Consider the following 21,604-nt stretch of genomic DNA (forward strand, 5'->3'; position numbering starts at 1 on the left):
ATGAGGCCGCGATGCGCTTTTCCGTGGACGTGCTGGCGAAGATCGCCATTGATTTACAAAGCGATATCGGCCATGCCGACCGCTTTTCCCGCCTGATTACGACCCTGCGCCAGGTGCTGGGCTGCGACGCCTCGGCGCTGCTGCGCTACGAGGCACATCAGTTTGTGCCGCTGGCGATCGACGGCCTGGCTGAAGATGTGCTGGGGCGACGTTTTGCGCTGGCGGGCCACCCACGGCTGGAGGCGATTGCCCGCGCCGGCGATGTGGTGCGTTTCCCGGCGGACAGCGATCTGCCGGACCCCTATGATGGCCTGATCCCCGGCCATGAGAGCCTGAAGGTGCACGCCTGCGTGGGGCTTCCGCTGTTTGCCGGGCAGACCCTGATTGGCGCGCTAACCCTCGACGGTATGGAGGCCGACCGCTTCGATAGCTTCAGCGATGAAGCACTGCGCCTGATCGCGGCGCTGGTGGCGGGAGCGCTGAATAACGCGCTGCTTATCGCGCGGCTTGAGAATCAGAACGTGCTGCCGGAGGCGAGCGTGCGCTATACGCCCCCGGACCATCAGGAAATAATCGGCCTGTCGGCGCCGATGGTGCAGCTGAAAAAAGAGATCGATATCGTCGCCGCCTCGGATTTGAACGTCTTGATCAGCGGCGAAACCGGCACCGGCAAAGAGCTGGTGGCGAAAGCGCTGCATCAGGGATCGTCCCGGGCAGCCAATCCGCTGATCTATCTGAACTGCGCGGCGCTGCCGGAGAGCGTGGCGGAAAGCGAGCTGTTCGGGCATGTGAAAGGGGCCTTTACCGGGGCGATCAGCAACCGCAGCGGCAAGTTTGAAATGGCCGATAACGGCACCCTGTTCCTCGATGAGATTGGCGAGCTGTCGCTGGCGCTGCAGGCCAAGCTGCTGCGGGTACTGCAGTATGGCGATATTCAGCGGGTAGGGGATGACCGCAGCCTGCGGGTTAACGTGCGGGTGCTGGCGGCCACCAACCGCGACCTGCGCCAGGAGGTGGTTGAAGGCCGCTTTCGTGCCGATCTCTATCACCGCCTGAGCGTGTTCCCGCTGTCGGTGCCGGCGCTGCGCGAGCGGGAAGATGACGTGGTGCTGCTGGCCGGCTATTTCTGCGAGCAGTGTCGGTTACGCATGGGGTTAGGGCAGGTGGTGCTCAGCGATGCGGCGCGCTCGGGGCTGCGTAAGGCGCCGTGGCCGGGCAACGTGCGCGAGCTGGAACATGCTATTCATCGTGCGGTGGTGCTGGCGCGGGCGACCCAGACGGCGGATGAGGTGCGGCTGGAGCCACACCATTTTCAGTTTGCTGCCGCAACGTCGCTGCCGCCTGTCGCAACGCCGGTTGCGCTGCAACAGACGATTAATCTGCGCGAGGCAACCGAGACGTTCCAGCGCGAGGCGATTTCCCGCGCTTTAGCGGATAACCAGCGTAACTGGGCGGCGGCGGCCCGGGCGCTGGAGCTGGACGTCGCCAACCTGCATCGGCTGGCGAAGCGTCTGGGGCTTAAAGGATCCCGGCCTGATAAAAGTTCTGTAGGTTAATGGCGCCCACCAGAAGGCCGTTTTCATCGACCACCGGCGCGGCGCTGATTTTGTGCTTCATCAGCCGCTCTTTGGCTTCTACCGCGCGGCTTTCGGCCTGCAGGGTGACGCCGTTACGGGTCATCGCCTGGCTGACGGTATCGTCCAGCGTGCCGCCGCCTACCAGCCAGCGGCGCAGGTCGCCGTCGGTGAAGACGCCCTGGACGCGGTTTTGTTCATCGCAGACGGCAACCAGCCCCAGCCCGGTGCGGCTGAGTTCCAGCATTGCATCCATCACCCGGGTATCCAGCTGAACCCGCGGCACGTCGCCATCACGGCGCATCAGGTGGTGAACCTTGTTCAGCAGCCGTGCGCCGAGGGCGCCGGCCGGGTGCGAGCGGGCAAAATCTTCTTCATTGAAACCGCGGGCCTGCATCACCGCCATCGCCAGCGCGTCGCCGAGCATCAGGGTGTTGACGGTGCTGGAGGTCGGGGCCAGATGCATCGGGCAGGCTTCGCGCTCCACGGTGATATCCAGCACTGCTTTTGCCGCCAGCGCCAGCGGCGAGGTGGATTTGCCGGTCATCGCCAGCAGCGGAATGGCTTTTTCTTCCAGACGTGGGACGATGAGATCCAGTTCTTTAGCGCCGCCGGAGTAGGAGATAAACAGCATCACGTCGCGGCCGTCGAGCATCCCGAGGTCGCCGTGCAGCGCTTCCGCCGGATGGACAAAAAAGGCCGGGGTGCCGGTACTGGCGAAGGTGGCGGCCAGCTTTTTGCCGATGTGACCTGATTTACCGATACCGGAGACCACCAGCTTTCCTTCGCAGTGGAGGATGGTTTCCGCCGCGCGGATGAAGTCGTCGCCCAGGCGGTCAGGCAGGCGGCTGGCCTCCTGCAGCTCCAGTAACAGGGTCTGGCGTCCGGCTTCTAACAGAAAGTTACTCATGTTCTTCTCCAGTAATAATCACGTCTATGCCTTGCGCTTCCAGCGCCCGCTGGAAGGCCGGGTCGATACCCGCATCGGTAATCAGCTTATCTACGCGCTCAAGGCCGCAGACGATATTCGGGCTTTTACGGCCAAACTTTGATGAGTCGGCCATCAGGATCACTTCTCTGGCGGCATTGCACATCGCTTTGCTGACGGTATACACCTCGTTGAAGGTGGTGACCCCCGCGTTGAGGTCGATGCCGTCGGTGCCCATAAACAGCTTGTCGAAGCTGAACTGTTCGAACGCATTTTCCGCCAGTTGGCCGTGAAAGGAAGCCGATTTTTTGCGGAATGTGCCGCCGGGCATCAGGAGCGTTTGTTCATTATCCAGCTCGGAGAGGGCATTAACGATGTGCAGGCTGTTGGTCATCACCGTGATGTTGTTGAAGCAGCTGAGCAGCGGCACCATTTGCAGAACCGTGCTGCCGGCATCGAGGATGATCGAGTCGCCGTCATGGATATAGCGCACCGCCATTTCGGCGATTCGCGCTTTTTTATCGGTGTTAATCAGTGTTTTGTGATCGATAGGGGGATCGGGTTCGTCCTTGTTGAGGACCACGCCGCCGTAGGTACGAATCACGGTGCCGGCATTTTCGAGGATCACCAGGTCTTTGCGAATGGTGGTGCCGGTGGTATCGAAGTGCTGCGCCAGCTCTTCAACCGAGCATTTCCCCTGAGATTGCAGGTGCTCAAGAATGGCGGCCTGGCGCTGACGTGGTTTCATAGCAGTAATATCCTATCTTGCGTAAAGTTTCGAAGTGATAATTTCGCAAGATATTTACTTTTACAACGAAATTATACATGTTTCGGTTTAAGCGCTAATGATAGTGCATTCCGACAGAGCGGATCCTGGGGGAAGATCATATCTGGCTGCAATTCCTCACGATATTGTCCGTTAATTGCCGGAATTTTTGTCGGGCGGGCGAACACGGTAAGCCCTTTCATCAGCAGCGTGTCGCGCACGCGGTCGTGCTCGTCAAAGGCGATAGCCACGATTGCCCGCGGTTTGAAGCGCCCCGATGAGCGGCCAACCCCGACTCGCCCCTGCAGGCAGAGCTGGTCAAAGGCGCGGTTGAACTGACGAATCTGCCAGCCGCCGAAGGCGAGCTGGGTTATCCAGGCGATCGCCGCGACGGTGATTAATGCGCTAACCATAAAATCTCCTTAAGGTGTGTGCGAACATCTTCCCGGAGGCGGCGCATGGCGCCTGTCCGGGCTACAACATCGCGGCATGTAGCCCGGTCAGCGCAGCGCCACCGGGAACCATGCTGCCGAAACATCTTCCCGGAGGCGGCGCGTGGCGCCTGTCCGGGCTACAGCATCACGGCATGTAGCCCGGTCAGCGCAGCGCCACCGGGACCGTGCTGCCGAAACATCTTCCCGGAGGCGGCGCGTGGCGCCTGTCCGGGCTACAGCATCACGGCATGTAGCCCGGTCAGCGCAGCGCCACCGGGAAACAGCGCGTAACGGTTAAAACATCACCTGACCGCCGGTGACGTTGATCGACTGCCCGGTGCAGTAGGAAGCCTGCGGGCTGGCGTAGAACATCAGCACGTTGAGGACATCCTGATAATCACAGCCGCGCTTGAGCGGAACCTTGTCGATGTAATATTGCTCGACCTCGTCTTCGGCAATGCCCAGTTTGCTGGCGTACTGCGGCAGCAGCGACTGGAACATCGGCGATTTCAGCAGGTTCCCCAGCATCAAGGCGTGGACGGTAATACCATATTCCGCCAGATCCAGCGCCAGCGACTGGGTCAGCCCGACGCCGCCAAACTTCGCCGCGCTGTAGCCGGAATTGTGCTTGCTGCCCACTTTGCCGGATTTGGAGTTGATTTGAATAATTCGCCCCTTGATGCCATCGCGGATCATCAGCCGTGAAAACTCGCGAGCGCAGAGGAAATAGCCCACCAGATTCACCTGCAATGAGCGGTCAAAATCACCGAGGGCAAAATCGCTGATAAAGGCCGCTTTGGCGATCCCGGCGCTGTAAACCAGCAGATCCACGCGGGCGAAAATTTCGTCCACCCCACGGGCGAGGGCCATTACGCTGGCCTCGCTGGTGGCGTCGGCGCCAAAGCCGTATGCCTTCCCTTCACCATATTCCTCGTTGATGGCCTGGGCGACGCGCGTGGCTTTATCGCTTTGGATATCCACAACCGCGACACGGTAGCCCTGAGCGGCAAGGCCACGACACAAAAACTCACCTAAGGTTTGTCCACCGCCGATGACAACAGCAACCTGATTCATAATGTTCTCCTTCCTGCTTAAGCAACAAATTTCAGTATGCAACCGGGAGCCAGCGCTTCCGGTACGGGGCCGGCAACGTGCACCGTCCCCGGAAACTCCGCCTCGCGATGGCCATCAAAGCGCAGCGTGATATGGCCCAGTTCGCGTAGATTCTGTTCGGCAACCTCGCCAACGGCGGTCACCGGATAGCGCTGTTCACCCAGCAGGAGCTCGGCACCCGCCGCCAGCGCGCCGGATAACTCGCCGTGGTTGTGAATAAAGCAATACTCTTCGATATCCGCCGGCGCCCCTTCGCGGAAGGTAATTAACATCTGCTCTTCGAGCGCCATCGTCGCGCTGGCGCCGATACGGGTAATGGTGGTCTGGTAAATCACGGTCATCGTCAGGCACCTCTTATTGATAAATAAATCCGGAAACAAACCAGGCGATCAGCACCGTCGGCGCGCCGGTCAGAAAACGTCCCACCAGCACTGAAGGAACCCCGACACGAACCGTGTCCTGACGCGCTTCGGCCAGCGACAGCCCCACCGGGATAAAGTCGCAGGCGGCCTGGGCGTTAATGGCGAACAGCGCGGGAAGCGCAAGGTGAGGGGGAATATTGCCGAGGCCAATCTGCACGCCGATCAGCACGCCAATAACCTGAGCGATAACCGCACCTGGGCCGAGGAACGGCGACAGCAGCGGGAATGAGCAGATAAGCGCCAGGGTCACCAGCCCGAGCGGATTGCTGGCAAGCGGGGCCAGACCGTGGGCAATCCAGTCGCCGATGCCGGAAGCCATAATGATGCCGATCAGCGCCGACACGAAGGCCATAAACGGCAGGATTGTTTTCAGCACCGTGTCGATGGTGTCGCGCCCGGACTGGAACAGCACCGCCACCACGGAACCCATCCCCATGCCGACCTTGGCCAGCAGGCCGTCGCTCTGTTCGGTAATTTTTTTGCTGGTGTCGTAATCCCGCGGAGCGGGCTGGCTGGTTTTCGGCGTCGTTGCCGCCGGGCCGCTATCGCTCAGCAGATGGATGTTCTCTTCTTTCACGCCGGAGACGTAAATATCTTCGACGATATACTGCGCCAGCGGGCCGGATTTGCCGGTCGCGTGGATATTGACGGTTGGGATGCGGCGTTTCGGATAGAGGCCGCAGCGTAATGTGCCGCCACAATCGATAATGGCGACGCCAATCTCCTCCTCCGGTGGTTCCCCTTCTTTGAAACCATCGACGGCCTGCCAGCCGGTGATGTCGGCGATCTTGTCGACGATCGTCGGGCGGGTGCCGGCGGTAATGTAGACGATTTTTTTGCCGGCAACGATGTCCAGCTCAAGCGGGCCGCCCCAGCCGCTGGCGCCTTTTTCAATACGAATACGGGTCATGAGGTAGCTCCGGAGAGATGGACTTTCTGTTCAAGCTGGATGCCCATTTTTTTCTCAAAGATTGAGGTGGTCAGGTCGGTGACCCAGCCACGGAAGAAGTTAGTGACCAGACCCACCAGCAGATAGCTCACCGCCAGTGGCCCTAACGGCAGCCCAAGGGTGGTCAGTCCGCTGGCAATCCCGAGGTAGACGAATAGTTCGCCGGGGTTGATATGGGGAAACAGGCCGTTCATGGAGTGGCAGCTGTAAGAGGCCGCCGCGTAGTAGCTGGGTTTGTACTTCTCAGGCATAAAGCGCCCCAGGCTCAGGGTCATCGGGTTACAGAAAACAAAGGTGCCGATGCAGGGCAGCAGCAGATAGCGCGAGATCGGATTGCCTGCGCAACGCTGCGCCAGCTTTTCGATCCGCCGCTGCCCGATGAAGTTGATCAGCGCGTTCATGATCACCAGCAGACTGATCAGAAGCGGCAGGATCCCGGTGACCATCCCGGTAAATACCTCGCCTCCCTTCTGAAACAGGCCGATAAACCATTCGGCACCGTGGGTAATGACTTCAATCATTGTGTTCTCCTTCAGAGTGTTATTTTTCTTGCTAACTGGCAGCTGATTTTAATCACTTTGAAAGGTTAAAAAGTGTTAATTTGATCTCAAAATGAAAGATAAATATTTTATTGTGAAAGTTATTTGTCAGGAATGACGCTTGAAGCGCCGAAAACGCAGGGAGAACGGACCGGTGGTAAGAGAAAAGCGGGCGGCATGAACAGGACTATTTTATCCGCAAATACATTGCCGCTTTCTTGTTGGCGGCCACATGCTTTACCATAATTACCCTTTGCCAAACTTGTTAAATGGATGTCCCATGTTGAAGCGTCGCTATCTGGCTCTACTTCCCCTGTGTGTTCTCCTTGCTGCCTGTAGCAGCAAACCTAAAGCCACCCCAGAAGCGGAGACGACGGGAGGAGGGGGCGGTTTTTTGCTGGAGCCGCAGCATAATGTGATGGCGATGGGCGGTGATTTCGCCAACAACCCAGCGGCGGAGCAGTTCATCGACAAAATGGTGAGCAAGCATGGCTTCGACAGACAGCAACTGCATGAGATCCTCTCCCAGGCAAAACGTCTGGATTACGTCCTGCGCCTGATGGACCGCCAGGCGCCGAGCGGCCTGCCGCCGTCAGGGCCTAACGGTGCCTGGCTGCGCTACAAGAAACAGTTTATTACCCCCGATAACGTGCAAAACGGCGTCGTATTCTGGAACCAGTATCAGGATGCGCTGAACCGTGCGTGGCAGGTTTACGGCGTGCCGCCGGAAATCATCGTCGGGATTATCGGTGTGGAAACCCGCTGGGGTCGCGTGATGGGGAAAACCCGCATCCTCGACGCGTTGGCGACGCTGTCGTTTAATTACCCGCGCCGCGCCGAGTATTTCTCCGGTGAACTGGAAACCTTCCTGCTGATGGCTCGCAGTGAAAAAGATGACCCGCTGGATCTCAAAGGCTCGTTCGCCGGGGCGATGGGCTACGGCCAGTTTATGCCGTCTTCTTATAAGCAGTATGCGGTCGACTTTAATGGCGACGGGCATATCAACCTGTGGGATCCGGTGGATGCCATCGGCAGCGTGGCGAACTACTTCAAACAGCACGGCTGGGTGAGCGGTGACCAGGTGGCGGTCCAGGCGCTCGGCCAGGCGCCGGGCCTGGAGAACGGCTTCAAAACCAACTACAGCATTTCGCAACTGACGGCGGCGGGGCTGACGCCAACGCAGCCGCTGGGTAACCATCAGCAGGCCAGCCTGTTGCGCCTCGATGTCGGCACCGGTTATCAATACTGGTACGGCCTGCCGAACTTCTACACCATTACCCGCTATAACCACAGCACCCACTACGCCATGGCGGTCTGGCAGTTGGGGCTGGCGGTTTCTCAGGCCCGCGGGCAGTAAGCCTGTCTCTGAGGCTCCCCTCGCCCTGAGGGGAGTCTGTTACATTTCGCAGCATTTCCCCTCGTTGACGTTGATTTACATTTTTCTGCTGATGCAATATTGTTACGTTATAACATATTAATTTGGTGGAATGATGACGTCTCTTTTTATGGCCTCCGCGATACGGCGTGTCGCCGCGGCCTGCGTGCTGCTGGCGCTACTGTGGCTGGCAACCTGGTGGGCGGTCACGCTGCCATGATTGAACTGGATCACCTGGTGGCAGGTTACGAAGCGCTGGCGATTACGCCCGCCCTGAGCGGCACGATCGCCGCGGGCAGCATGACGGCCATTGTCGGGCTGAACGGCTGCGGCAAATCCACGTTGCTGAAGACCCTGGCCGGTTTTATTCCGCCGGTGAGCGGCAGGCTGGGCTGGACGACATCGCGCCCGGTGATTGGCTGGCTGGCGCAGCGGCATGCCCTCGAATCGCAGTTTCCGCTGACGGTGCAGGATGTGGTGAGCCAGGGCGCCTGGCCACACGTCTCTTTATTGCGCGGCATACGCGGGGAATTCCGTCGGCGTATCGGTGCTGCGCTGGAGCGCGTCGGGCTGGATGCAATGGCGAAAACGCCCATTGAAGCGCTCTCCGGCGGGCAGTTCCAGCGCATGCTGTTTGCCCGGGTCATCGTGCAGCAGGCGCCGCTGGTGATGCTGGATGAGCCATTTACCGGCATCGATGAATCCACCAGCCGCGAGCTGATGGCGCTGATTCTTGAGATGCACCAGCAGGGGCAGACGGTGCTGGCGGTACTGCACGATAACCAGCGCGTCGCCGACTATTTCCCGGAAACGCTGCTGCTCGAACCACAGCGCGCCCGCTGGGGCACCACGGACGCGGTGCTGCCGGCTTTTGATTCGGCGAGGCTGGCATGATCTGGCATACCTTCTTCCAACCGTTTATCGAATTCGGCTTTATGCGCCGTGCGCTGGTGGTGTGCCTGGCGCTTTCACTGAGCACCACCATGCTCGGCGTATTCTTACTGCTGCGGCGCATGAGCCTGATGGGCGATGCGCTGTCGCACGCGATCCTACCCGGCGTTGCGGTGGGCTACCTGCTGAGCGGCATGTCGCTGTTGGCAATGACGATCGGCGGCTTTATCGCCGGTATCGCGGTGGCGCTGGTGGCGGGCTGGGTCAGCCGGCGCACGCCGTTAAAAGAAGATGCCAGCTTCGCCGGGTTCTACCTTGGGTCGCTGGCGCTGGGGGTGACGATGATTTCACTGCGCGGTTCCAGCGTTGACCTGCTGCATCTGCTGTTCGGCTCGATTCTGGCGGTGGATAACGACGCCGCGCTGTTTGTCGCCGGGGTCGCCAGCCTGACGTTGATCTGCATCGCGTTGCTCTATCGCGGGTTGGTGAATGAGGCCTTCGACAGCGCCTGGCTGCAGGTGAACCATCCGAGACTGCCGGCGCTGCTGCACGGCCTGTTTCTGGCGCTGCTGGTGCTCAACCTGGTGGCGGGTTTTCAGGTTCTGGGGACCCTGATGGCCGTTGGCGTAATGATGCTGCCGGCGGTTGCCGCTTGCTGCTGGGCGCGCACGTTACCCGGGATATTACTGCTGGCGGCCTTGAGCGGGGCTTTCTGCGCGTGGATGGGGCTGAGCCTGTCGTGGGCGGCGAATTTGCCCGCCGGCCCCTCCATCGTGCTGACCGCCAGCGGGATCTTTTTTATTTCACTCTTTTTTGGCACACGCAGCCGACTGGTCGTCAGCTGGCGTAAATTAATGGGGTAAGGACAAAATGAAGAAAAGAACGGCAGTAATCCTGATGCTGGCCTTTGGCCTGGCGGTGCAGGGGGCGATGGCGAAAACGCTCAACGTGGTGAGCAGTTTTTCGGTGCTGGGGGATATGGTGCAGCAGGTTGGCGGCGAGCATGTCAAGGTCGCCACGCTGGTGGGCCCGGACGGCGATCCGCATACGTTTGAACCTTCGCCGCAGGATAGCGCGTTGCTCAGTAAGGCCGACGTGGTGGTGGTTAACGGCCTCGGGCTGGAGGGCTGGGTCGACAGGCTGATTAAAGCCTCGGGCTTTAAAGGTGAACTGGTCGTGGCGTCCACCGGGGTGAAAACCCACACGCTGGATGAAGACGGTAAAACGGTGACCGACCCGCACGCATGGAACAGCGCCGCGAATGGTGCGCTGTATGCGCAAAATATCCTCAATGGCCTGGTTGCCGCCTCGCCGCAGGATAAAGCCGCGCTGGAGGTCTCCGGTCAGCGCTATATCGGCCAGCTCAACGAGCTGGATAGCTGGGCCAAAAGTCAGTTCAGCACGATACCGCAGGAGAAACGCAAAGTGCTGACCAGCCATGACGCGTTTGGCTATTTTGGCCGGGCCTATGGCGTCACCTTCCTGGCGCCGCAAGGGCTGTCTTCGGAAAGTGAAGCCAGCGCCGCGCAGGTGGGGGCGCTGATTACCCAGATTAAGGCTGATGGCGTGCACACCTGGTTTATGGAAAACCAACTTGACCCGCGTCTGGTGAAACAGATTGCCAGCGCGACCGGGGCGCAGGCGGGCGGCGAACTCTATCCGGAGGCGCTCTCTAAGCCGGGCGGCGTGGCGGACAGCTATGTAAAAATGCTGCGCCACAACGTGGAGCTGATCGCTGCCAGCATGAAATAACACCCTGATTAACGGTCCCGGGTCCCCCGGGGCCGCTCATTTTTAGATGCCTCCTCGTAAATTCATCACCTCATCCCCATATCTGTGTCGAAAGTGCTATCTTTGATGGCCTCTTTATCTGGCGTAAGCGGGGCGATAATGACTGATTCAGAATTAATGCAGCTGAGCGAGCAGGTCGGGCAGGCGCTGAAAGCGCGCGGTGCGACGGTTACCACCGCGGAGTCCTGCACCGGCGGCTGGGTTGCGAAAACGCTCACGGATGTTGCCGGCAGTTCGGCATGGTTTGAGCGGGGGTTCGTTACCTACAGCAACGAAGCCAAATCGCAGATGATCGGCGTCAGCGAGGTGACTCTGCTGGAGCATGGTGCGGTGAGCGAACCGGTGGTGGTTGAAATGGCGGTGGGCGCGCTGCGTGCGGCTCGTGCCTCCTATGCTGTCTCGGTCAGCGGGATTGCCGGGCCGGATGGCGGCAGCGCCGAAAAGCCGGTCGGTACGGTGTGGTTTGGCGTCGCCAGCGCCAACGGGCAGGGCGTTACCCAGCGTGAATGCTTCGCCGGAGACCGTGAAGCGGTGCGCCGTCAGGCAACGGCTTACGCGCTGAAACTCCTCTGGCAACAATTTCTACAAAACACTTGATACTGTATGACCATACAGTATAATTGCCTCAACAGAACAAAATTTATCACCCGGTTACACCCGGCATGACAGGAGTAAAAATGGCTATCGACGAAAACAAACAGAAAGCGTTGGCGGCAGCACTGGGCCAGATTGAAAAGCAGTTTGGCAAAGGCTCCATCATGCGCCTGGGTGAAGACCGTTCCATGGATGTTGAAACGATCTCCACCGGTTCGCTTTCACTGGATATCGCGCTCGGCGCCGGCGGTTTGCCGATGGGCCGTATCGTCGAAATCTACGGGCCAGAATCGTCCGGTAAAACCACGCTGACTCTACAGGTCATCGCCGCTGCACAGCGCGAAGGCAAAACCTGTGCGTTTATCGATGCGGAACACGCGCTGGACCCTGTGTATGCACGTAAGCTGGGCGTTGATATCGACAACCTGCTGTGCTCCCAGCCGGACACCGGTGAGCAGGCGCTGGAAATCTGTGACGCGCTGGCACGTTCCGGTGCGGTCGACGTTATCGTGGTTGACTCCGTCGCGGCCCTGACGCCGAAAGCGGAAATCGAAGGCGAAATCGGCGACTCTCACATGGGCCTGGCGGCTCGTATGATGAGCCAGGCAATGCGTAAGCTGGCCGGTAACCTGAAGCAGTCCAATACGCTGCTGATCTTCATCAACCAGATTCGTATGAAAATTGGTGTGATGTTCGGTAACCCGGAAACCACCACCGGCGGTAACGCGCTGAAATTCTACGCCTCTGTGCGTCTGGATATCCGTCGTATCGGTGCGGTAAAAGATGGCGACAACGTCGTTGGCAGCGAAACTCGCGTGAAAGTTGTGAAAAACAAAATTGCCGCGCCGTTCAAACAGGCTGAATTCCAGATTCTCTACGGCGAAGGGATCAACTTCTTCGGTGAGCTGGTTGACCTGGGCGTGAAAGAGAAGCTGATTGAGAAAGCGGGCGCGTGGTACAGCTACAACGGCGATAAGATTGGTCAGGGTAAAGCGAATGCGATTTCCTGGCTGAAAGATAACCCGGCTGCGGCGAAAGAGATTGAGAAAAAAGTACGTGAACTGCTGCTGAACAACCAGGACTCCAAACCGGATTTCGTGGTGGACGCTAGCGGTCCAGGTGCTGAAGAAACCCACGAAGATTTCTGATAATCTTCTGAATACCCCGAAGGGCTGCGCATGCAGCCCTTTTGCTTTTGGTTTGTTTTACTCGGCTTGTTTTACTCTGGATTGCCTTACTTTGTATTGTCTTGCTGAGGATTGTCGAGGTGCCTGTGACTGAACCTTCATCCCGCCGTTCCGGCTACGCCCGGCTGTTGGACCGTGCGATTCGCATTCTGGCCATGCGTGACCATAGCGAACAGGAGCTGCGGCGCAAGCTTGCCGCCCCGGTGCTGGGAAAAAATGGCCCCGAAACGCTGGACGTCACGCCGGAAGAGGTCGATACCGTTATTGCCTGGTGTATCGAGAACCGCTACCTCGACGATGGCCGCTTCGTCCGCCAGTTCATTGGTAGCCGCAGCCGGAAAGGGTATGGCCCGGCGCGTATCCGTCAGGAACTCAACCAGAAAGGGATCCCGCGTGATGTCAGCGAGAGCGCAATGCGCGAGTGTGATATCGACTGGGCGGCGCTGGCGAAAGAGCAGGCGCAGCGAAAGTATGGCGAACCGTTGCCTGTAGCATTTGCCGAGAAAGTTAAAATCCAGCGTTTTTTACTGTACCGCGGCTATTTGATGGAAGATATTCAGGAAATCTGGCGAAATTTTGCAGATTGACCCATCGGGTATTTTACTTCCCCGTGAAGAAAACTTATCTTATTCCCACTTTATTCCGTCCGGTCGCTGAGTGCTGGAAAGGCAGTCAGCGTCCACGACGATTATTCCTTATACACAAAATCATTCACGCTGCATCAAGGTGGCAAGAGAGTGAGTCCTCTGGAGCGTGCATTGGTACGCACCTGCTGGAGCGAGCGTAGCCAACGAAGAGGTGACGTGAAGGGTGATGTGTATAGCTTGATTTCAGGATAATTATGAGCAAGAGCACTGCTGAGATCCGTCAGGCGTTTCTCGATTTTTTCCATAGCAAGGGACATCAGGTAGTTGCGAGCAGCTCCCTGGTGCCGCACAACGACCCGACCCTGCTGTTTACCAACGCCGGGATGAACCAGTTCAAGGATGTTTTCCTGGGTCTCGACAAACGTAATTATTCTCGCGCGACAACCTCGCAGCGTTGCGTTCGTGCGGGTGGTAAACACAACGATCTGGAAAACGTCGGTTACACCGCGCGTCACCACACTTTCTTTGAAATGCTGGGTAACTTCAGCTTCGGCGATTACTTCAAGCATGATGCCATTCAGTACGCATGGGAACTGCTGACCGGTGAAAACTGGTTCGCGCTGCCGAAAGATAAACTGTGGGTAACCGTCTACGAAACCGATGACGAAGCCTTCGATATCTGGGCAAACGAAGTCGGTGTTCCGCGCGAACGTATCATCCGCATTGGCGACAATAAAGGCGCGGCCTTCGCTTCTGATAACTTCTGGCAGATGGGCGATACCGGTCCGTGCGGTCCGTGCACCGAGATCTTCTTTGACCACGGCGACCACATCTGGGGCGGCCCTCCGGGAAGCCCGGAAGAAGACGGCGATCGCTACATTGAGATCTGGAACATCGTCTTCATGCAGTTTAACCGTCAGGCTGACGGTACCATGGAGCCGCTGCCGAAGCCGTCCGTCGATACCGGTATGGGTCTGGAGCGTATCGCTGCCGTGCTGCAGCACGTGAACTCCAACTACGATATTGACCTGTTCAGCAAGCTGATTGAAAACGTCGCTAAAGTGACAGGCGCCACCGATCTGACCAACAAATCGCTGCGCGTTATTGCTGACCACATTCGTTCCTGTGCCTTCCTGGTTGCAGACGGCGTGATCCCATCGAATGAAAACCGTGGCTACGTGCTGCGTCGTATCATTCGCCGTGCGGTCCGTCATGGCAACATGGTTGGGGCGAAAGATACCTTCTTCTGGAAACTGGTTGCTCCGCTGATCGACGTGATGGGCGCTGCGGGTGATGAGCTCAAGCAGCAGCAGGCGCAGGTTGAGCAGGTACTGAAAACCGAAGAAGAGCAGTTCGCTCGTACTCTGGAGCGCGGTCTGGCGCTGCTGGATGAAGAGCTGGCTAAGCTCAAGGGCGACACGCTGGATGGCGAAACCGCTTTCCGCCTGTACGATACCTACGGTTTCCCGGTTGACCTGACGGCTGACGTTTGCCGTGAGCGCAACATCAAAGTTGACGAAGCTGGCTTTGAAGCCGCGATGGAAGAGCAGCGCCGTCGTGCGCGTGAGTCCAGCGGTTTTGGCGCAGACTACAACGCGATGATTCGTGTTGATGGTGCTTCTGAATTTAAGGGCTACGATCATCTGGAACTGAACGCCAGGGTCACCGCGTTGTTTATCGACGGTAAAGCCGTTGATAGCGTGGCGGCCGGTCAGGACGCGGTTGTCATTCTGGATCAAACCCCGTTCTATGCGGAATCCGGCGGCCAGGTAGGTGATAAGGGCGAACTGAAAGGCGCTGGTTTCTCCTTCGTAGTCAACGATGCGCAGAAATACGGCCAGGCTATTGGTCATATCGGTAAACTGACCAGCGGCGCGCTGAAAGTCGGCGACGCGGTGCAGGCTGATGTCGATCAGGCTCGCCGTCAACGTATTCGTCTGAACCACTCCGCGACGCACCTGATGCACGCGGCACTGCGCCAGGTACTGGGTACGCATGTGGCGCAGAAAGGCTCTCTGGTGAATGACAAAGCGCTGCGCTTTGACTTCTCTCACTTCGAAGCCATGAAGCCGGAAGAGATCCGTGCGGTGGAAGATCTGGTCAACGCGCAGATCCGTCGTAACCTGCCGGTTGAAACCAACATCATGGATTTGGACGCGGCAAGAGAGAAGGGCGCAATGGCGCTGTTCGGCGAGAAGTATGACGATCGCGTTCGCGTTCTGAGCATGGGTGATTTTTCTACCGAGCTGTGCGGCGGTACTCACGCTTCACGTACCGGTGATATCGGCCTGTTCCGTATTACGTCCGAGTCTGGTACTGCGGCAGGTGTTCGCCGTATTGAAGCCGTAACTGGTGAAGGCGCAATGGCTAACCTGCATACGCAGAGCGATCTGCTGGGTGATATTGCACAGTTGCTGAAAGGCGATAGCCACAACCTCGGCGATAAAGTGCGTGCCGCGCTGGAACGTACCCGCCAGCTGGAAAAAGAGCTGCAGCAGCTGAAAGAGCAGGCGGCAGCGCAGGAGAGCGCAAACCTCTCCAGCAAAGCGGAAGAGATTAATGGCGTTAAACTGCTGGTCAGCGAGCTGGCTGGCGTTGAGCCGAAAATGCTGCGTACCATGGTTGACGATCTGAAGAACCAACTGGGTTCAACGGTTGTCGTGTTAGCCACGGTAGCGGATGGGAAGGTTTCTCTGATTGCCGGTGTGTCTAAGGATGTGACAGATCGTGTGAAAGCAGGGGAGCTGGTTGGTATGGTCGCCCAGCAGGTGGGTGGCAAAGGAGGCGGTCGTCCGGATATGGCTCAGGCCGGTGGTACCGATGCGTCTGCTCTCCCTGCAGCGTTAGCCAGTGTGAAAGGCTGGGTCAGCGCAAAACTGTAATAACTATAAATGCATAACCCTAAATAATTCGAGTTGCTTGTCGGCGGCAACGCAGTGAATCCCCAGGAGCTTACTCTGGTAAGTGACTGGGGTGAACGAGGACAGCCAACACCCAAGTAGCTTGAAGTATAAAGGGTATAGATGCCGTTTTTCTCGGATTACGGTATCTTGCGAGAGAAGCACTGATAACGATAAAGTCGGGTTGAAGTTGTGTATATCGGCTAAACTTAGGTTTAACAGAATGTGATGCCGTGACTGCTTACACCGTATGGTGTTTGTCATCGCTTACTTTTTGGCGTTATATGATGGATAATGCCGGGATACGAGAGACCCGACTCTTTTAATCTTTCAAGGAGCAAAGAATGCTGATTCTGACTCGTCGAGTTGGTGAGACCCTCATGATTGGAGATGAGGTCACTGTGACAGTTTTAGGGGTTAAGGGTAACCAGGTACGTATTGGCGTTAATGCCCCTAAAGAAGTCTCCGTGCATCGTGAAGAGATCTACCAGCGTATCCAGGCTGAAAAATCCCAGCAGTCCAGTTACTAAGGTTTTCGCGCCTCGCGGTTCCGTGAGGCGCATCCCCATTCGGCTTTCGCTCTCTTTTCTTCTGTTTTTCTTCTCTGTTATCTTTTCTGTCGTCACTTTTTTCGTTCACTGCCCATTATTCTCAACAGTTATCTTTTAGCATCAGCGAGGCGAACCCACTGAATTCCTGTTGATAAAACACTCTTTTCGCCGTTTTTGCAGTCTAATTGCGCGGTAAGTGTGCAAACGGAAAAAGCGTTCGAAAAATTGTTTGACTTATAAGTACCAGAAAGTAATATGTGCGCCAACGCAGCGACGAAGAGCAGAAACAAGTTCTTCGAAGCACTCGCAAGAGGCGTTGTGGTGAGGTGGCCGAGAGGCTGAAGGCGCTCCCCTGCTAAGGGAGTATGCGGTCAAAAGCTGCATCCGGGGTTCGAATCCCCGCCTCACCGCCATTTTGCATCCGTAGCTCAGCTGGATAGAGTACTCGGCTACGAACCGAGCGGTCGGAGGTTCGAATCCTCCCGGATGCACCATATTCTCCCATATCTTCAGCGATGAAGAAGTGGCTGGGGTAGCGGTAATAACCGTCTGCACCAGGGAGGATAACGTTGCTTTAGCAACGGCCCGTAGGGCGAAGGCAGTGAGTCATCCTTCCGGATGCACCATCTTAATCAGTGTGGCAAGTGTTAGTTGTGGCACTGACATGCAGTAAAGAAGTTCTCCCTGATGCATCCGTAGCTCAGCTGGATAGAGTACTCGGCTACGAACCGAGCGGTCGGAGGTTCGAATCCTCCCGGATGCACCATATTCTCCCATATCTTCAGCGATGAAGAAGTGGCTGGGGTAGCGGTAATAACCGTCTGCACCAGGGAGGATAACGTTGCTTTAGCAACGGCCCGTAGGGCGAAGGCAGTGAGTCATCCTCCCGGATGCACCATCTTCTTCGAAATAACAGCTTGTTTGTTGTTTCATGGTCTGCGAAATTATCGCCAGCACCAGAGAAGTTAATGTAGTAAAGAAGTTCTCCCTGATGCATCCGTAGCTCAGCTGGATAGAGTACTCGGCTACGAACCGAGCGGTCGGAGGTTCGAATCCTCCCGGATGCACCATATTCTCCTACGTCTTCATCGATGAAGAAGTGGCTGGGGTAACGGTAATAACCGTTTGCACCAGGGGGGATAACGTTGCTTTAGCAACGGCCCGTAGGGCGAACGAAGTGAGTCATCCTCCCGGATGCACCATCTTCTTCGAAATAACAGCTTGTTGTTTCATGGTCTGCGAAATTATCGCCAGCACCAGAGAAGTTAATGTAGTAAAGAAGTTCCCCCTGATGCATCCGTAGCTCAGCTGGATAGAGTACTCGGCTACGAACCGAGCGGTCGGAGGTTCGAATCCTCCCGGATGCACCATATTCTCCCGATTTACACCTGTACTATCGCTTCATGGTCTGCGAAATTATCGCCAGCACCAGGGAGGATAACGTTGCTTTAGCAACGGCCCGTAGGGCGAATACAGTGAGTCATCCTCCCGGATGCACCATCTTCTCCCGATTTACACCTGTACTGTCGCTTCATGGTCTGCGAAATCATCGTCAGCACCGCCCAACCCCAAATCATTCATCCGTTCTCTGTTTGCCTTTTCTGGCTATCATCAGCACTGATTATCCTTCAAACTCCGTTTTTAAATTTTTTTCATTGGCAAGTGACTCTTTCCACTATAATTTACCTGAATATATCGACCTGATTTAGGTGAGATAAGTGCAAGGAGAGAAATCCATGAAATGGTTCAAAGCAATACCTGCGTTTTGCGCGACGCTTCTGGTGGCCGTATCGTTAGCTGGCTGTGCGGGATCGTCCACAAAGGAAAGTACCGGTGGCTATATCGACGATACCGTCGTGACAACGAAAGTCAAAACCGCACTGTTTAATGAAAAGGACATTAAGTCCTCTGAAATCAGCGTGCAGACCTTTAAAGGACGCGTTCAGCTGAGCGGCTTTGTTTCATCAACGAAAGATGCCAGCCGTGCGGTGGAAGTGACCCGTCGGGTGCAGGGCGTTCGTTTGGTTGAGAATGATTTAAAAATCAAATAAGCCACGACATTGATACGATAAAGGCGCCTGATGGCGCCTTTATGGCGTAAAGTGCCGGCCGCGACAACCTGCGCCTTTTGCGATAAAGTAACGTTTTCTTATCCGGTTTGTGAGAACACGATGTACGAACGTTACGCAGGACTGATCTTTGATATGGATGGTACCATTCTCGATACCGAACCAACGCATCGTAAAGCGTGGCGCGAGGTGTTGGGCCGGTATGGCATGCGTTTCGACGAGCAAGCGATGGTCGCACTCAACGGTTCTCCGACCTGGCGTATTGCCCAGGCGATTATCGAGCTGAATAGCGCGGATTTAAACCCTCATGAGCTGGCGCGGGAAAAAACCGATGCCGTGAAGAGCATGCTGCTGGACAGCGTGCGTCCCTTACCGCTGATTGAAGTGGTCAAGGAATGGCACGGGCGTCGCCCGATGTCGGTAGGCACCGGCAGCGAAAGCGCTGTCGCAGAGGCACTACTGGCACATCTCGGCCTGCGTCACTATTTTTCGGCAGTTGTTGCCGCCGATCATGTCGAACATCATAAACCCGCCCCTGATACCTTCCTGCTGTGCGCTGAACGCATGGGCGTGGCAGCGGAAAAATGCGTTGTCTTTGAAGATGCGGATTTTGGTCTGCAGGCGGCGAAGCGCGCGGGGATGGATGCTGTGGACGTGCGCTTGCTGTGAGCGACGCGCTGTCGTTAGCCTCGCTGTTTGCCAGTAGCTTTTTGAGCGCGACATTACTGCCCGGCAACTCAGAAGTGGTGCTGATTGCTATGCTACTTACGGGAGCAAGTCAACCGTGGGCTCTGGTTTTAATAGCAACAATCGGCAATAGCCTTGGAGGGGTAACTAACGTTATTCTGGGGCGCTTGTTTCCGCTGCGCAAAACATCGCGCTGGCAGGAAAAAGCATCCGGCTGGCTAAAGCGCTACGGCGCGGTCACATTATTATTAAGCTGGGCACCGGTTATCGGTGATTTGCTGTGTCTGCTGGCGGGATGGATGCGCATCTCGTGGGGACCGGTACTTTTTTTCTTATGCCTTGGTAAAGCGCTACGCTACATCGTCATTGCGGTGGTAACGCTTCAGGGTATGACGTGGTGGCACTAATTGTGGAACTAAGACTATCCCGGCAGGCCATTTTACTGGCTATTTTGTCGCGCTGCTAAGCCCGACATCGCCAGACTTCGGCACTCGCATGCGAACTGGCGGTAACAATAATATCTTCTGGGATAGCCTGTATGGTCACCATTACAATTATGCTTATTCAAACGATTTCGACAGGCGGGAGGTCAAATTGATCCCGGACGTATCACAGGCGCTGGCCTGGCTGGAAAAAAATCCACAGGCCCTGCAGGGTATTCAGCGTGGTCTTGAGCGCGAAACATTGCGCGTCAATGCCGATGGTTCACTGGCAACCACCGGTCACCCTCAGGAGCTGGGCGCAGCGCTGACCCACAAATGGATTACCACCGATTTTGCCGAAGCGTTGCTGGAATTTATTACGCCAGTTGATGGCGATATTCAGCATATGCTTACCTTTATGCGCGATGTGCATCGCTACACCGCACGCCACATCGGCGATGAGCGGATGTGGCCGCTGAGCATGCCTTGCTATATTGCCCCAGGTCAGGATATTGAACTGGCGCAGTACGGGACTTCGAATATTGGCCGTCTGAAAACGCTGTATCGCGAAGGGCTGAAGAACCGCTATGGGGCGCTGATGCAAACCATCTCCGGCGTCCACTACAACTTCTCGCTGCCGATGGCATTCTGGCAGGCGAAGTGCGGCGTTGTGGATGCGGAAAGCGGCAAAGAGGCGATCTCTGCAGGCTATTTCCGTTCTATCCGTAACTACTACCGCTTCGGCTGGGTGATTCCGTACCTGTTCGGCGCATCGCCGGCTATCTGCTCATCATTCCTGCAGGGCAAACCGACGACGCTCCCGTTTGAGGAAGCGAAGAACGGCATGTACTACTTGCCGTACGCCACCTCGCTGCGCCTGAGCGACCTGGGTTATACCAATAAGTCGCAAAGCAATCTCGGTATTACGTTTAACGATCTGCATGAGTATGTGGCAGGATTGAAGCGGGCGATTAAAACGCCGTCGGAAGAGTATGCCCGGATTGGCCTTGAGAAAGACGGCAAGCACCTGCAAATCAACAGCAATATTCTGCAGATTGAGAACGAGCTGTACGCGCCTATTCGTCCGAAGCGGGTCACCCGCAGCGGAGAAACGCCATCTGATGCCCTGCTGCGCGGTGGCATTGAATATATCGAAGTGCGTTCGCTCGATATTAACCCGTTCTCACCGATTGGCGTCGATGAGCAGCAGGTGCGTTTCCTCGATCTGTTTATGGTCTGGTGCGTACTGGCTGATGCGCCGGAAATGAGCAGCGATGAGCTGTTGTGCACGCGTACTAACTGGAATCGCGTGATTCTGGAAGGGCGTAAACCGGGCCTGACCTTGGGCATCGGCTGCGAAAGCGCGCAGTTCCCGCTGGCTAAAGTGGGCAAAGACCTGTTCCGCGATTTGCGTCGCGTCGCGCAGACCTTAGATAGCATTCACGGTGGTGAAGCCTACCAGCAGGTGTGCGATGAGCTGGTTGCCAGCTTTGACGATCCGGAATTAACCTTCTCAGCACGCGTCCTGCGTTCTATGCTTGAAGAAGGAATTGGCGGCACCGGTCGGGCGCTGGCCGATCAATACCGGACGATGCTGCGTGAAGAGCCGCTGGAAATTTTGCGTGAAGAGGATTTTATCACTGAACGTGAAGCTTCGGTGGTACGTCAGCAGAAGATGGAAGCGGAAGATAGTGAGCCGTTTTCAGCCCTGTTAGCGCGACACGCGTAGCAAAAAGCAGTACAAAAGAAAAAGGCCACATCAATGTGGCCAAACTTTCATCTCTGATTCAGGGATGATGATGATAATAAATGCGCGTCTTTCATA

22 protein-coding genes and 5 tRNA genes are annotated in these 21,604 nt (G+C 56.7%); 20 read left to right on the forward strand and 7 right to left on the reverse strand.

Going from position 1 to position 21,604, the window contains the following annotated elements:
• Positions 1 to 11: 11 nt before the first annotated feature.
• Complete coding sequence (gene norR / locus HF679_RS24015) at positions 12 to 1,556, forward strand: nitric oxide reductase transcriptional regulator NorR (RefSeq protein WP_187042442.1); 1,545 nt, start codon at positions 12 to 14, stop codon at positions 1,554 to 1,556.
• Here the strand turns inward: norR and gutQ are convergent.
• From gutQ to gutM, 3 genes are all read right to left on the reverse strand, one after another.
• Positions 1,519 to 2,484, reverse strand: coding sequence for an arabinose-5-phosphate isomerase GutQ (gutQ, locus tag HF679_RS24020; RefSeq protein ID WP_187042443.1), 966 nt, complete (start codon positions 2,482 to 2,484; stop codon positions 1,519 to 1,521). The two genes, norR and gutQ, sit on opposite strands and share 38 nt — an antisense overlap.
• Entirely contained in the window at positions 2,477 to 3,250 is a 774-nt protein-coding gene (locus HF679_RS24025) for a DNA-binding transcriptional repressor (RefSeq protein WP_187042444.1), read from the reverse strand. The genes gutQ and HF679_RS24025 overlap by 8 nt, the downstream gene beginning before the upstream one ends.
• Before the next feature lie 71 nt (positions 3,251 to 3,321).
• Positions 3,322 to 3,681 (reverse strand): transcriptional regulator GutM, encoded by a 360-nt coding sequence (gene gutM / locus HF679_RS24030; RefSeq protein WP_123756794.1) that lies wholly within the window; start codon positions 3,679 to 3,681, stop codon positions 3,322 to 3,324.
• Positions 3,682 to 3,695: 14 nt separating this feature from the next.
• Here gutM and HF679_RS24035 point away from each other — a divergent pair, with 14 nt between their 5' ends.
• Complete coding sequence (locus HF679_RS24035) at positions 3,696 to 3,860, forward strand: hypothetical protein (protein WP_187042445.1); 165 nt, start codon at positions 3,696 to 3,698, stop codon at positions 3,858 to 3,860.
• A 136-nt stretch (positions 3,861 to 3,996) separates the two neighbouring features.
• On the opposite strand, the gene srlD is transcribed toward HF679_RS24035, so the two are convergent.
• From srlD to srlA, 4 genes are read right to left on the reverse strand one after another with little or no spacing between them, the layout of a single operon-like run.
• Positions 3,997 to 4,776 carry a sorbitol-6-phosphate dehydrogenase gene (srlD, locus tag HF679_RS24040; RefSeq protein WP_123756795.1) on the reverse strand — a complete coding sequence of 260 codons (780 nt, stop codon included), beginning with the start codon at positions 4,774 to 4,776 and terminating at the stop codon, positions 3,997 to 3,999.
• A gap of 17 nt (positions 4,777 to 4,793) precedes the next feature.
• Complete coding sequence (gene srlB / locus HF679_RS24045; RefSeq protein ID WP_123756796.1) at positions 4,794 to 5,156, reverse strand: PTS glucitol/sorbitol transporter subunit IIA; 363 nt, start codon at positions 5,154 to 5,156, stop codon at positions 4,794 to 4,796.
• Positions 5,157 to 5,169: 13 nt separating this feature from the next.
• A complete protein-coding gene (locus tag HF679_RS24050; RefSeq protein ID WP_123756797.1) occupies positions 5,170 to 6,147 on the reverse strand; it encodes a PTS glucitol/sorbitol transporter subunit IIB in 978 nt (325 codons plus the stop codon).
• The gene (gene srlA / locus HF679_RS24055; protein ID WP_154143960.1) at positions 6,144 to 6,707 is read right to left on the reverse strand and encodes a PTS glucitol/sorbitol transporter subunit IIC; all 564 of its coding nucleotides are present in this window, start codon (positions 6,705 to 6,707) and stop codon (positions 6,144 to 6,146) included. Before srlA ends, HF679_RS24050 begins: the two co-directional genes overlap by 4 nt.
• A 298-nt stretch (positions 6,708 to 7,005) precedes the next feature.
• On the opposite strand from srlA, the gene mltB reads away from it, so the two are divergent.
• The 18 genes from mltB (at position 7,006) to gshA (ending at position 21,508) form a co-directional block, all read left to right on the forward strand.
• Positions 7,006 to 8,082, forward strand: coding sequence for a lytic murein transglycosylase B (gene mltB / locus HF679_RS24060; RefSeq protein WP_174509803.1), 1,077 nt, complete (start codon positions 7,006 to 7,008; stop codon positions 8,080 to 8,082).
• A gap of 201 nt (positions 8,083 to 8,283) precedes the next feature.
• The gene (locus HF679_RS24065; protein ID WP_187042446.1) at positions 8,284 to 8,994 is read left to right on the forward strand and encodes a metal ABC transporter ATP-binding protein; all 711 of its coding nucleotides are present in this window, start codon (positions 8,284 to 8,286) and stop codon (positions 8,992 to 8,994) included.
• A complete protein-coding gene (locus HF679_RS24070; protein WP_187042447.1) occupies positions 8,991 to 9,854 on the forward strand; it encodes a metal ABC transporter permease in 864 nt (287 codons plus the stop codon). Before HF679_RS24065 ends, HF679_RS24070 begins: the two co-directional genes overlap by 4 nt.
• Positions 9,855 to 9,861: 7 nt before the next feature.
• Positions 9,862 to 10,743: a metal ABC transporter substrate-binding protein gene (locus tag HF679_RS24075; RefSeq protein ID WP_187042448.1), complete on the forward strand. Its 882-nt coding sequence runs from the start codon at positions 9,862 to 9,864 to the stop codon at positions 10,741 to 10,743.
• 138 nt (positions 10,744 to 10,881) lie between these two features.
• A complete protein-coding gene (gene pncC, locus HF679_RS24080) occupies positions 10,882 to 11,379 on the forward strand; it encodes a nicotinamide-nucleotide amidase (protein WP_123756803.1) in 498 nt (165 codons plus the stop codon).
• An 80-nt stretch (positions 11,380 to 11,459) separates the two neighbouring features.
• Positions 11,460 to 12,524 carry a recombinase RecA gene (gene recA, locus HF679_RS24085; RefSeq protein WP_123756804.1) on the forward strand — a complete coding sequence of 355 codons (1,065 nt, stop codon included), beginning with the start codon at positions 11,460 to 11,462 and terminating at the stop codon, positions 12,522 to 12,524.
• A gap of 125 nt (positions 12,525 to 12,649) precedes the next feature.
• Positions 12,650 to 13,150, forward strand: coding sequence for a recombination regulator RecX (gene recX / locus HF679_RS24090; protein ID WP_123756945.1), 501 nt, complete (start codon positions 12,650 to 12,652; stop codon positions 13,148 to 13,150).
• Between the two features lie 254 nt (positions 13,151 to 13,404).
• Positions 13,405 to 16,032 carry an alanine--tRNA ligase gene (gene alaS / locus HF679_RS24095; protein WP_123756805.1) on the forward strand — a complete coding sequence of 876 codons (2,628 nt, stop codon included), beginning with the start codon at positions 13,405 to 13,407 and terminating at the stop codon, positions 16,030 to 16,032.
• Positions 16,033 to 16,394: 362 nt separating this feature from the next.
• Complete coding sequence (gene csrA / locus HF679_RS24100; protein ID WP_000906486.1) at positions 16,395 to 16,580, forward strand: carbon storage regulator CsrA; 186 nt, start codon at positions 16,395 to 16,397, stop codon at positions 16,578 to 16,580.
• Between the two features lie 341 nt (positions 16,581 to 16,921).
• Positions 16,922 to 17,014 (forward strand) — tRNA-Ser (locus tag HF679_RS24105).
• A gap of 4 nt (positions 17,015 to 17,018) precedes the next feature.
• Positions 17,019 to 17,095: transfer RNA gene (locus tag HF679_RS24110), tRNA-Arg, on the forward strand.
• A 195-nt stretch (positions 17,096 to 17,290) separates the two neighbouring features.
• Positions 17,291 to 17,367 (forward strand) — tRNA-Arg (locus HF679_RS24115).
• Between the two features lie 227 nt (positions 17,368 to 17,594).
• Positions 17,595 to 17,671: transfer RNA gene (locus tag HF679_RS24120), tRNA-Arg, on the forward strand.
• A 223-nt stretch (positions 17,672 to 17,894) separates the two neighbouring features.
• Positions 17,895 to 17,971: transfer RNA gene (locus tag HF679_RS24125), tRNA-Arg, on the forward strand.
• 366 nt (positions 17,972 to 18,337) lie between these two features.
• Positions 18,338 to 18,652, forward strand: coding sequence for a BON domain-containing protein (locus HF679_RS24130; protein ID WP_123756806.1), 315 nt, complete (start codon positions 18,338 to 18,340; stop codon positions 18,650 to 18,652).
• Positions 18,653 to 18,772: 120 nt separating this feature from the next.
• Complete coding sequence (gene yqaB / locus HF679_RS24135) at positions 18,773 to 19,339, forward strand: fructose-1-phosphate/6-phosphogluconate phosphatase (RefSeq protein WP_123756946.1); 567 nt, start codon at positions 18,773 to 18,775, stop codon at positions 19,337 to 19,339.
• The gene (locus tag HF679_RS24140) at positions 19,336 to 19,764 is read left to right on the forward strand and encodes a YqaA family protein (protein WP_123756807.1); all 429 of its coding nucleotides are present in this window, start codon (positions 19,336 to 19,338) and stop codon (positions 19,762 to 19,764) included. Before yqaB ends, HF679_RS24140 begins: the two co-directional genes overlap by 4 nt.
• A 187-nt stretch (positions 19,765 to 19,951) precedes the next feature.
• Entirely contained in the window at positions 19,952 to 21,508 is a 1,557-nt protein-coding gene (gene gshA, locus HF679_RS24145; RefSeq protein WP_187042449.1) for a glutamate--cysteine ligase, read from the forward strand.
• Positions 21,509 to 21,604 lie beyond the last annotated feature (96 nt).

This window comes from Enterobacter sp. JUb54 (assembly GCF_014298075.1).
Classification (GTDB): domain Bacteria; phylum Pseudomonadota; class Gammaproteobacteria; order Enterobacterales; family Enterobacteriaceae; genus Klebsiella; species Klebsiella lignicola.

Coding starts and splice junctions, on each gene's coding strand:
- csrA (WP_000906486.1), top strand. CDS start 16,395: ATGCTGATTCTGACTCGTCGAGTTGGTGAGACCCTCATGATTGGAGAT.
- alaS (WP_123756805.1), top strand. CDS start 13,405: ATGAGCAAGAGCACTGCTGAGATCCGTCAGGCGTTTCTCGATTTTTTC.
- gutM (WP_123756794.1), bottom strand. CDS start 3,681: ATGGTTAGCGCATTAATCACCGTCGCGGCGATCGCCTGGATAACCCAG.
- HF679_RS24075 (WP_187042448.1), top strand. CDS start 9,862: ATGAAGAAAAGAACGGCAGTAATCCTGATGCTGGCCTTTGGCCTGGCG.
- srlB (WP_123756796.1), bottom strand. CDS start 5,156: ATGACCGTGATTTACCAGACCACCATTACCCGTATCGGCGCCAGCGCG.
- HF679_RS24025 (WP_187042444.1), bottom strand. CDS start 3,250: ATGAAACCACGTCAGCGCCAGGCCGCCATTCTTGAGCACCTGCAATCT.
- srlD (WP_123756795.1), bottom strand. CDS start 4,776: ATGAATCAGGTTGCTGTTGTCATCGGCGGTGGACAAACCTTAGGTGAG.
- mltB (WP_174509803.1), top strand. CDS start 7,006: ATGTTGAAGCGTCGCTATCTGGCTCTACTTCCCCTGTGTGTTCTCCTT.
- HF679_RS24050 (WP_123756797.1), bottom strand. CDS start 6,147: ATGACCCGTATTCGTATTGAAAAAGGCGCCAGCGGCTGGGGCGGCCCG.
- norR (WP_187042442.1), top strand. CDS start 12: ATGCGCTTTTCCGTGGACGTGCTGGCGAAGATCGCCATTGATTTACAA.
- pncC (WP_123756803.1), top strand. CDS start 10,882: ATGACTGATTCAGAATTAATGCAGCTGAGCGAGCAGGTCGGGCAGGCG.
- HF679_RS24070 (WP_187042447.1), top strand. CDS start 8,991: ATGATCTGGCATACCTTCTTCCAACCGTTTATCGAATTCGGCTTTATG.
- gutQ (WP_187042443.1), bottom strand. CDS start 2,484: ATGAGTAACTTTCTGTTAGAAGCCGGACGCCAGACCCTGTTACTGGAG.
- HF679_RS24130 (WP_123756806.1), top strand. CDS start 18,338: ATGAAATGGTTCAAAGCAATACCTGCGTTTTGCGCGACGCTTCTGGTG.
- yqaB (WP_123756946.1), top strand. CDS start 18,773: ATGTACGAACGTTACGCAGGACTGATCTTTGATATGGATGGTACCATT.
- recA (WP_123756804.1), top strand. CDS start 11,460: ATGGCTATCGACGAAAACAAACAGAAAGCGTTGGCGGCAGCACTGGGC.
- srlA (WP_154143960.1), bottom strand. CDS start 6,707: ATGATTGAAGTCATTACCCACGGTGCCGAATGGTTTATCGGCCTGTTT.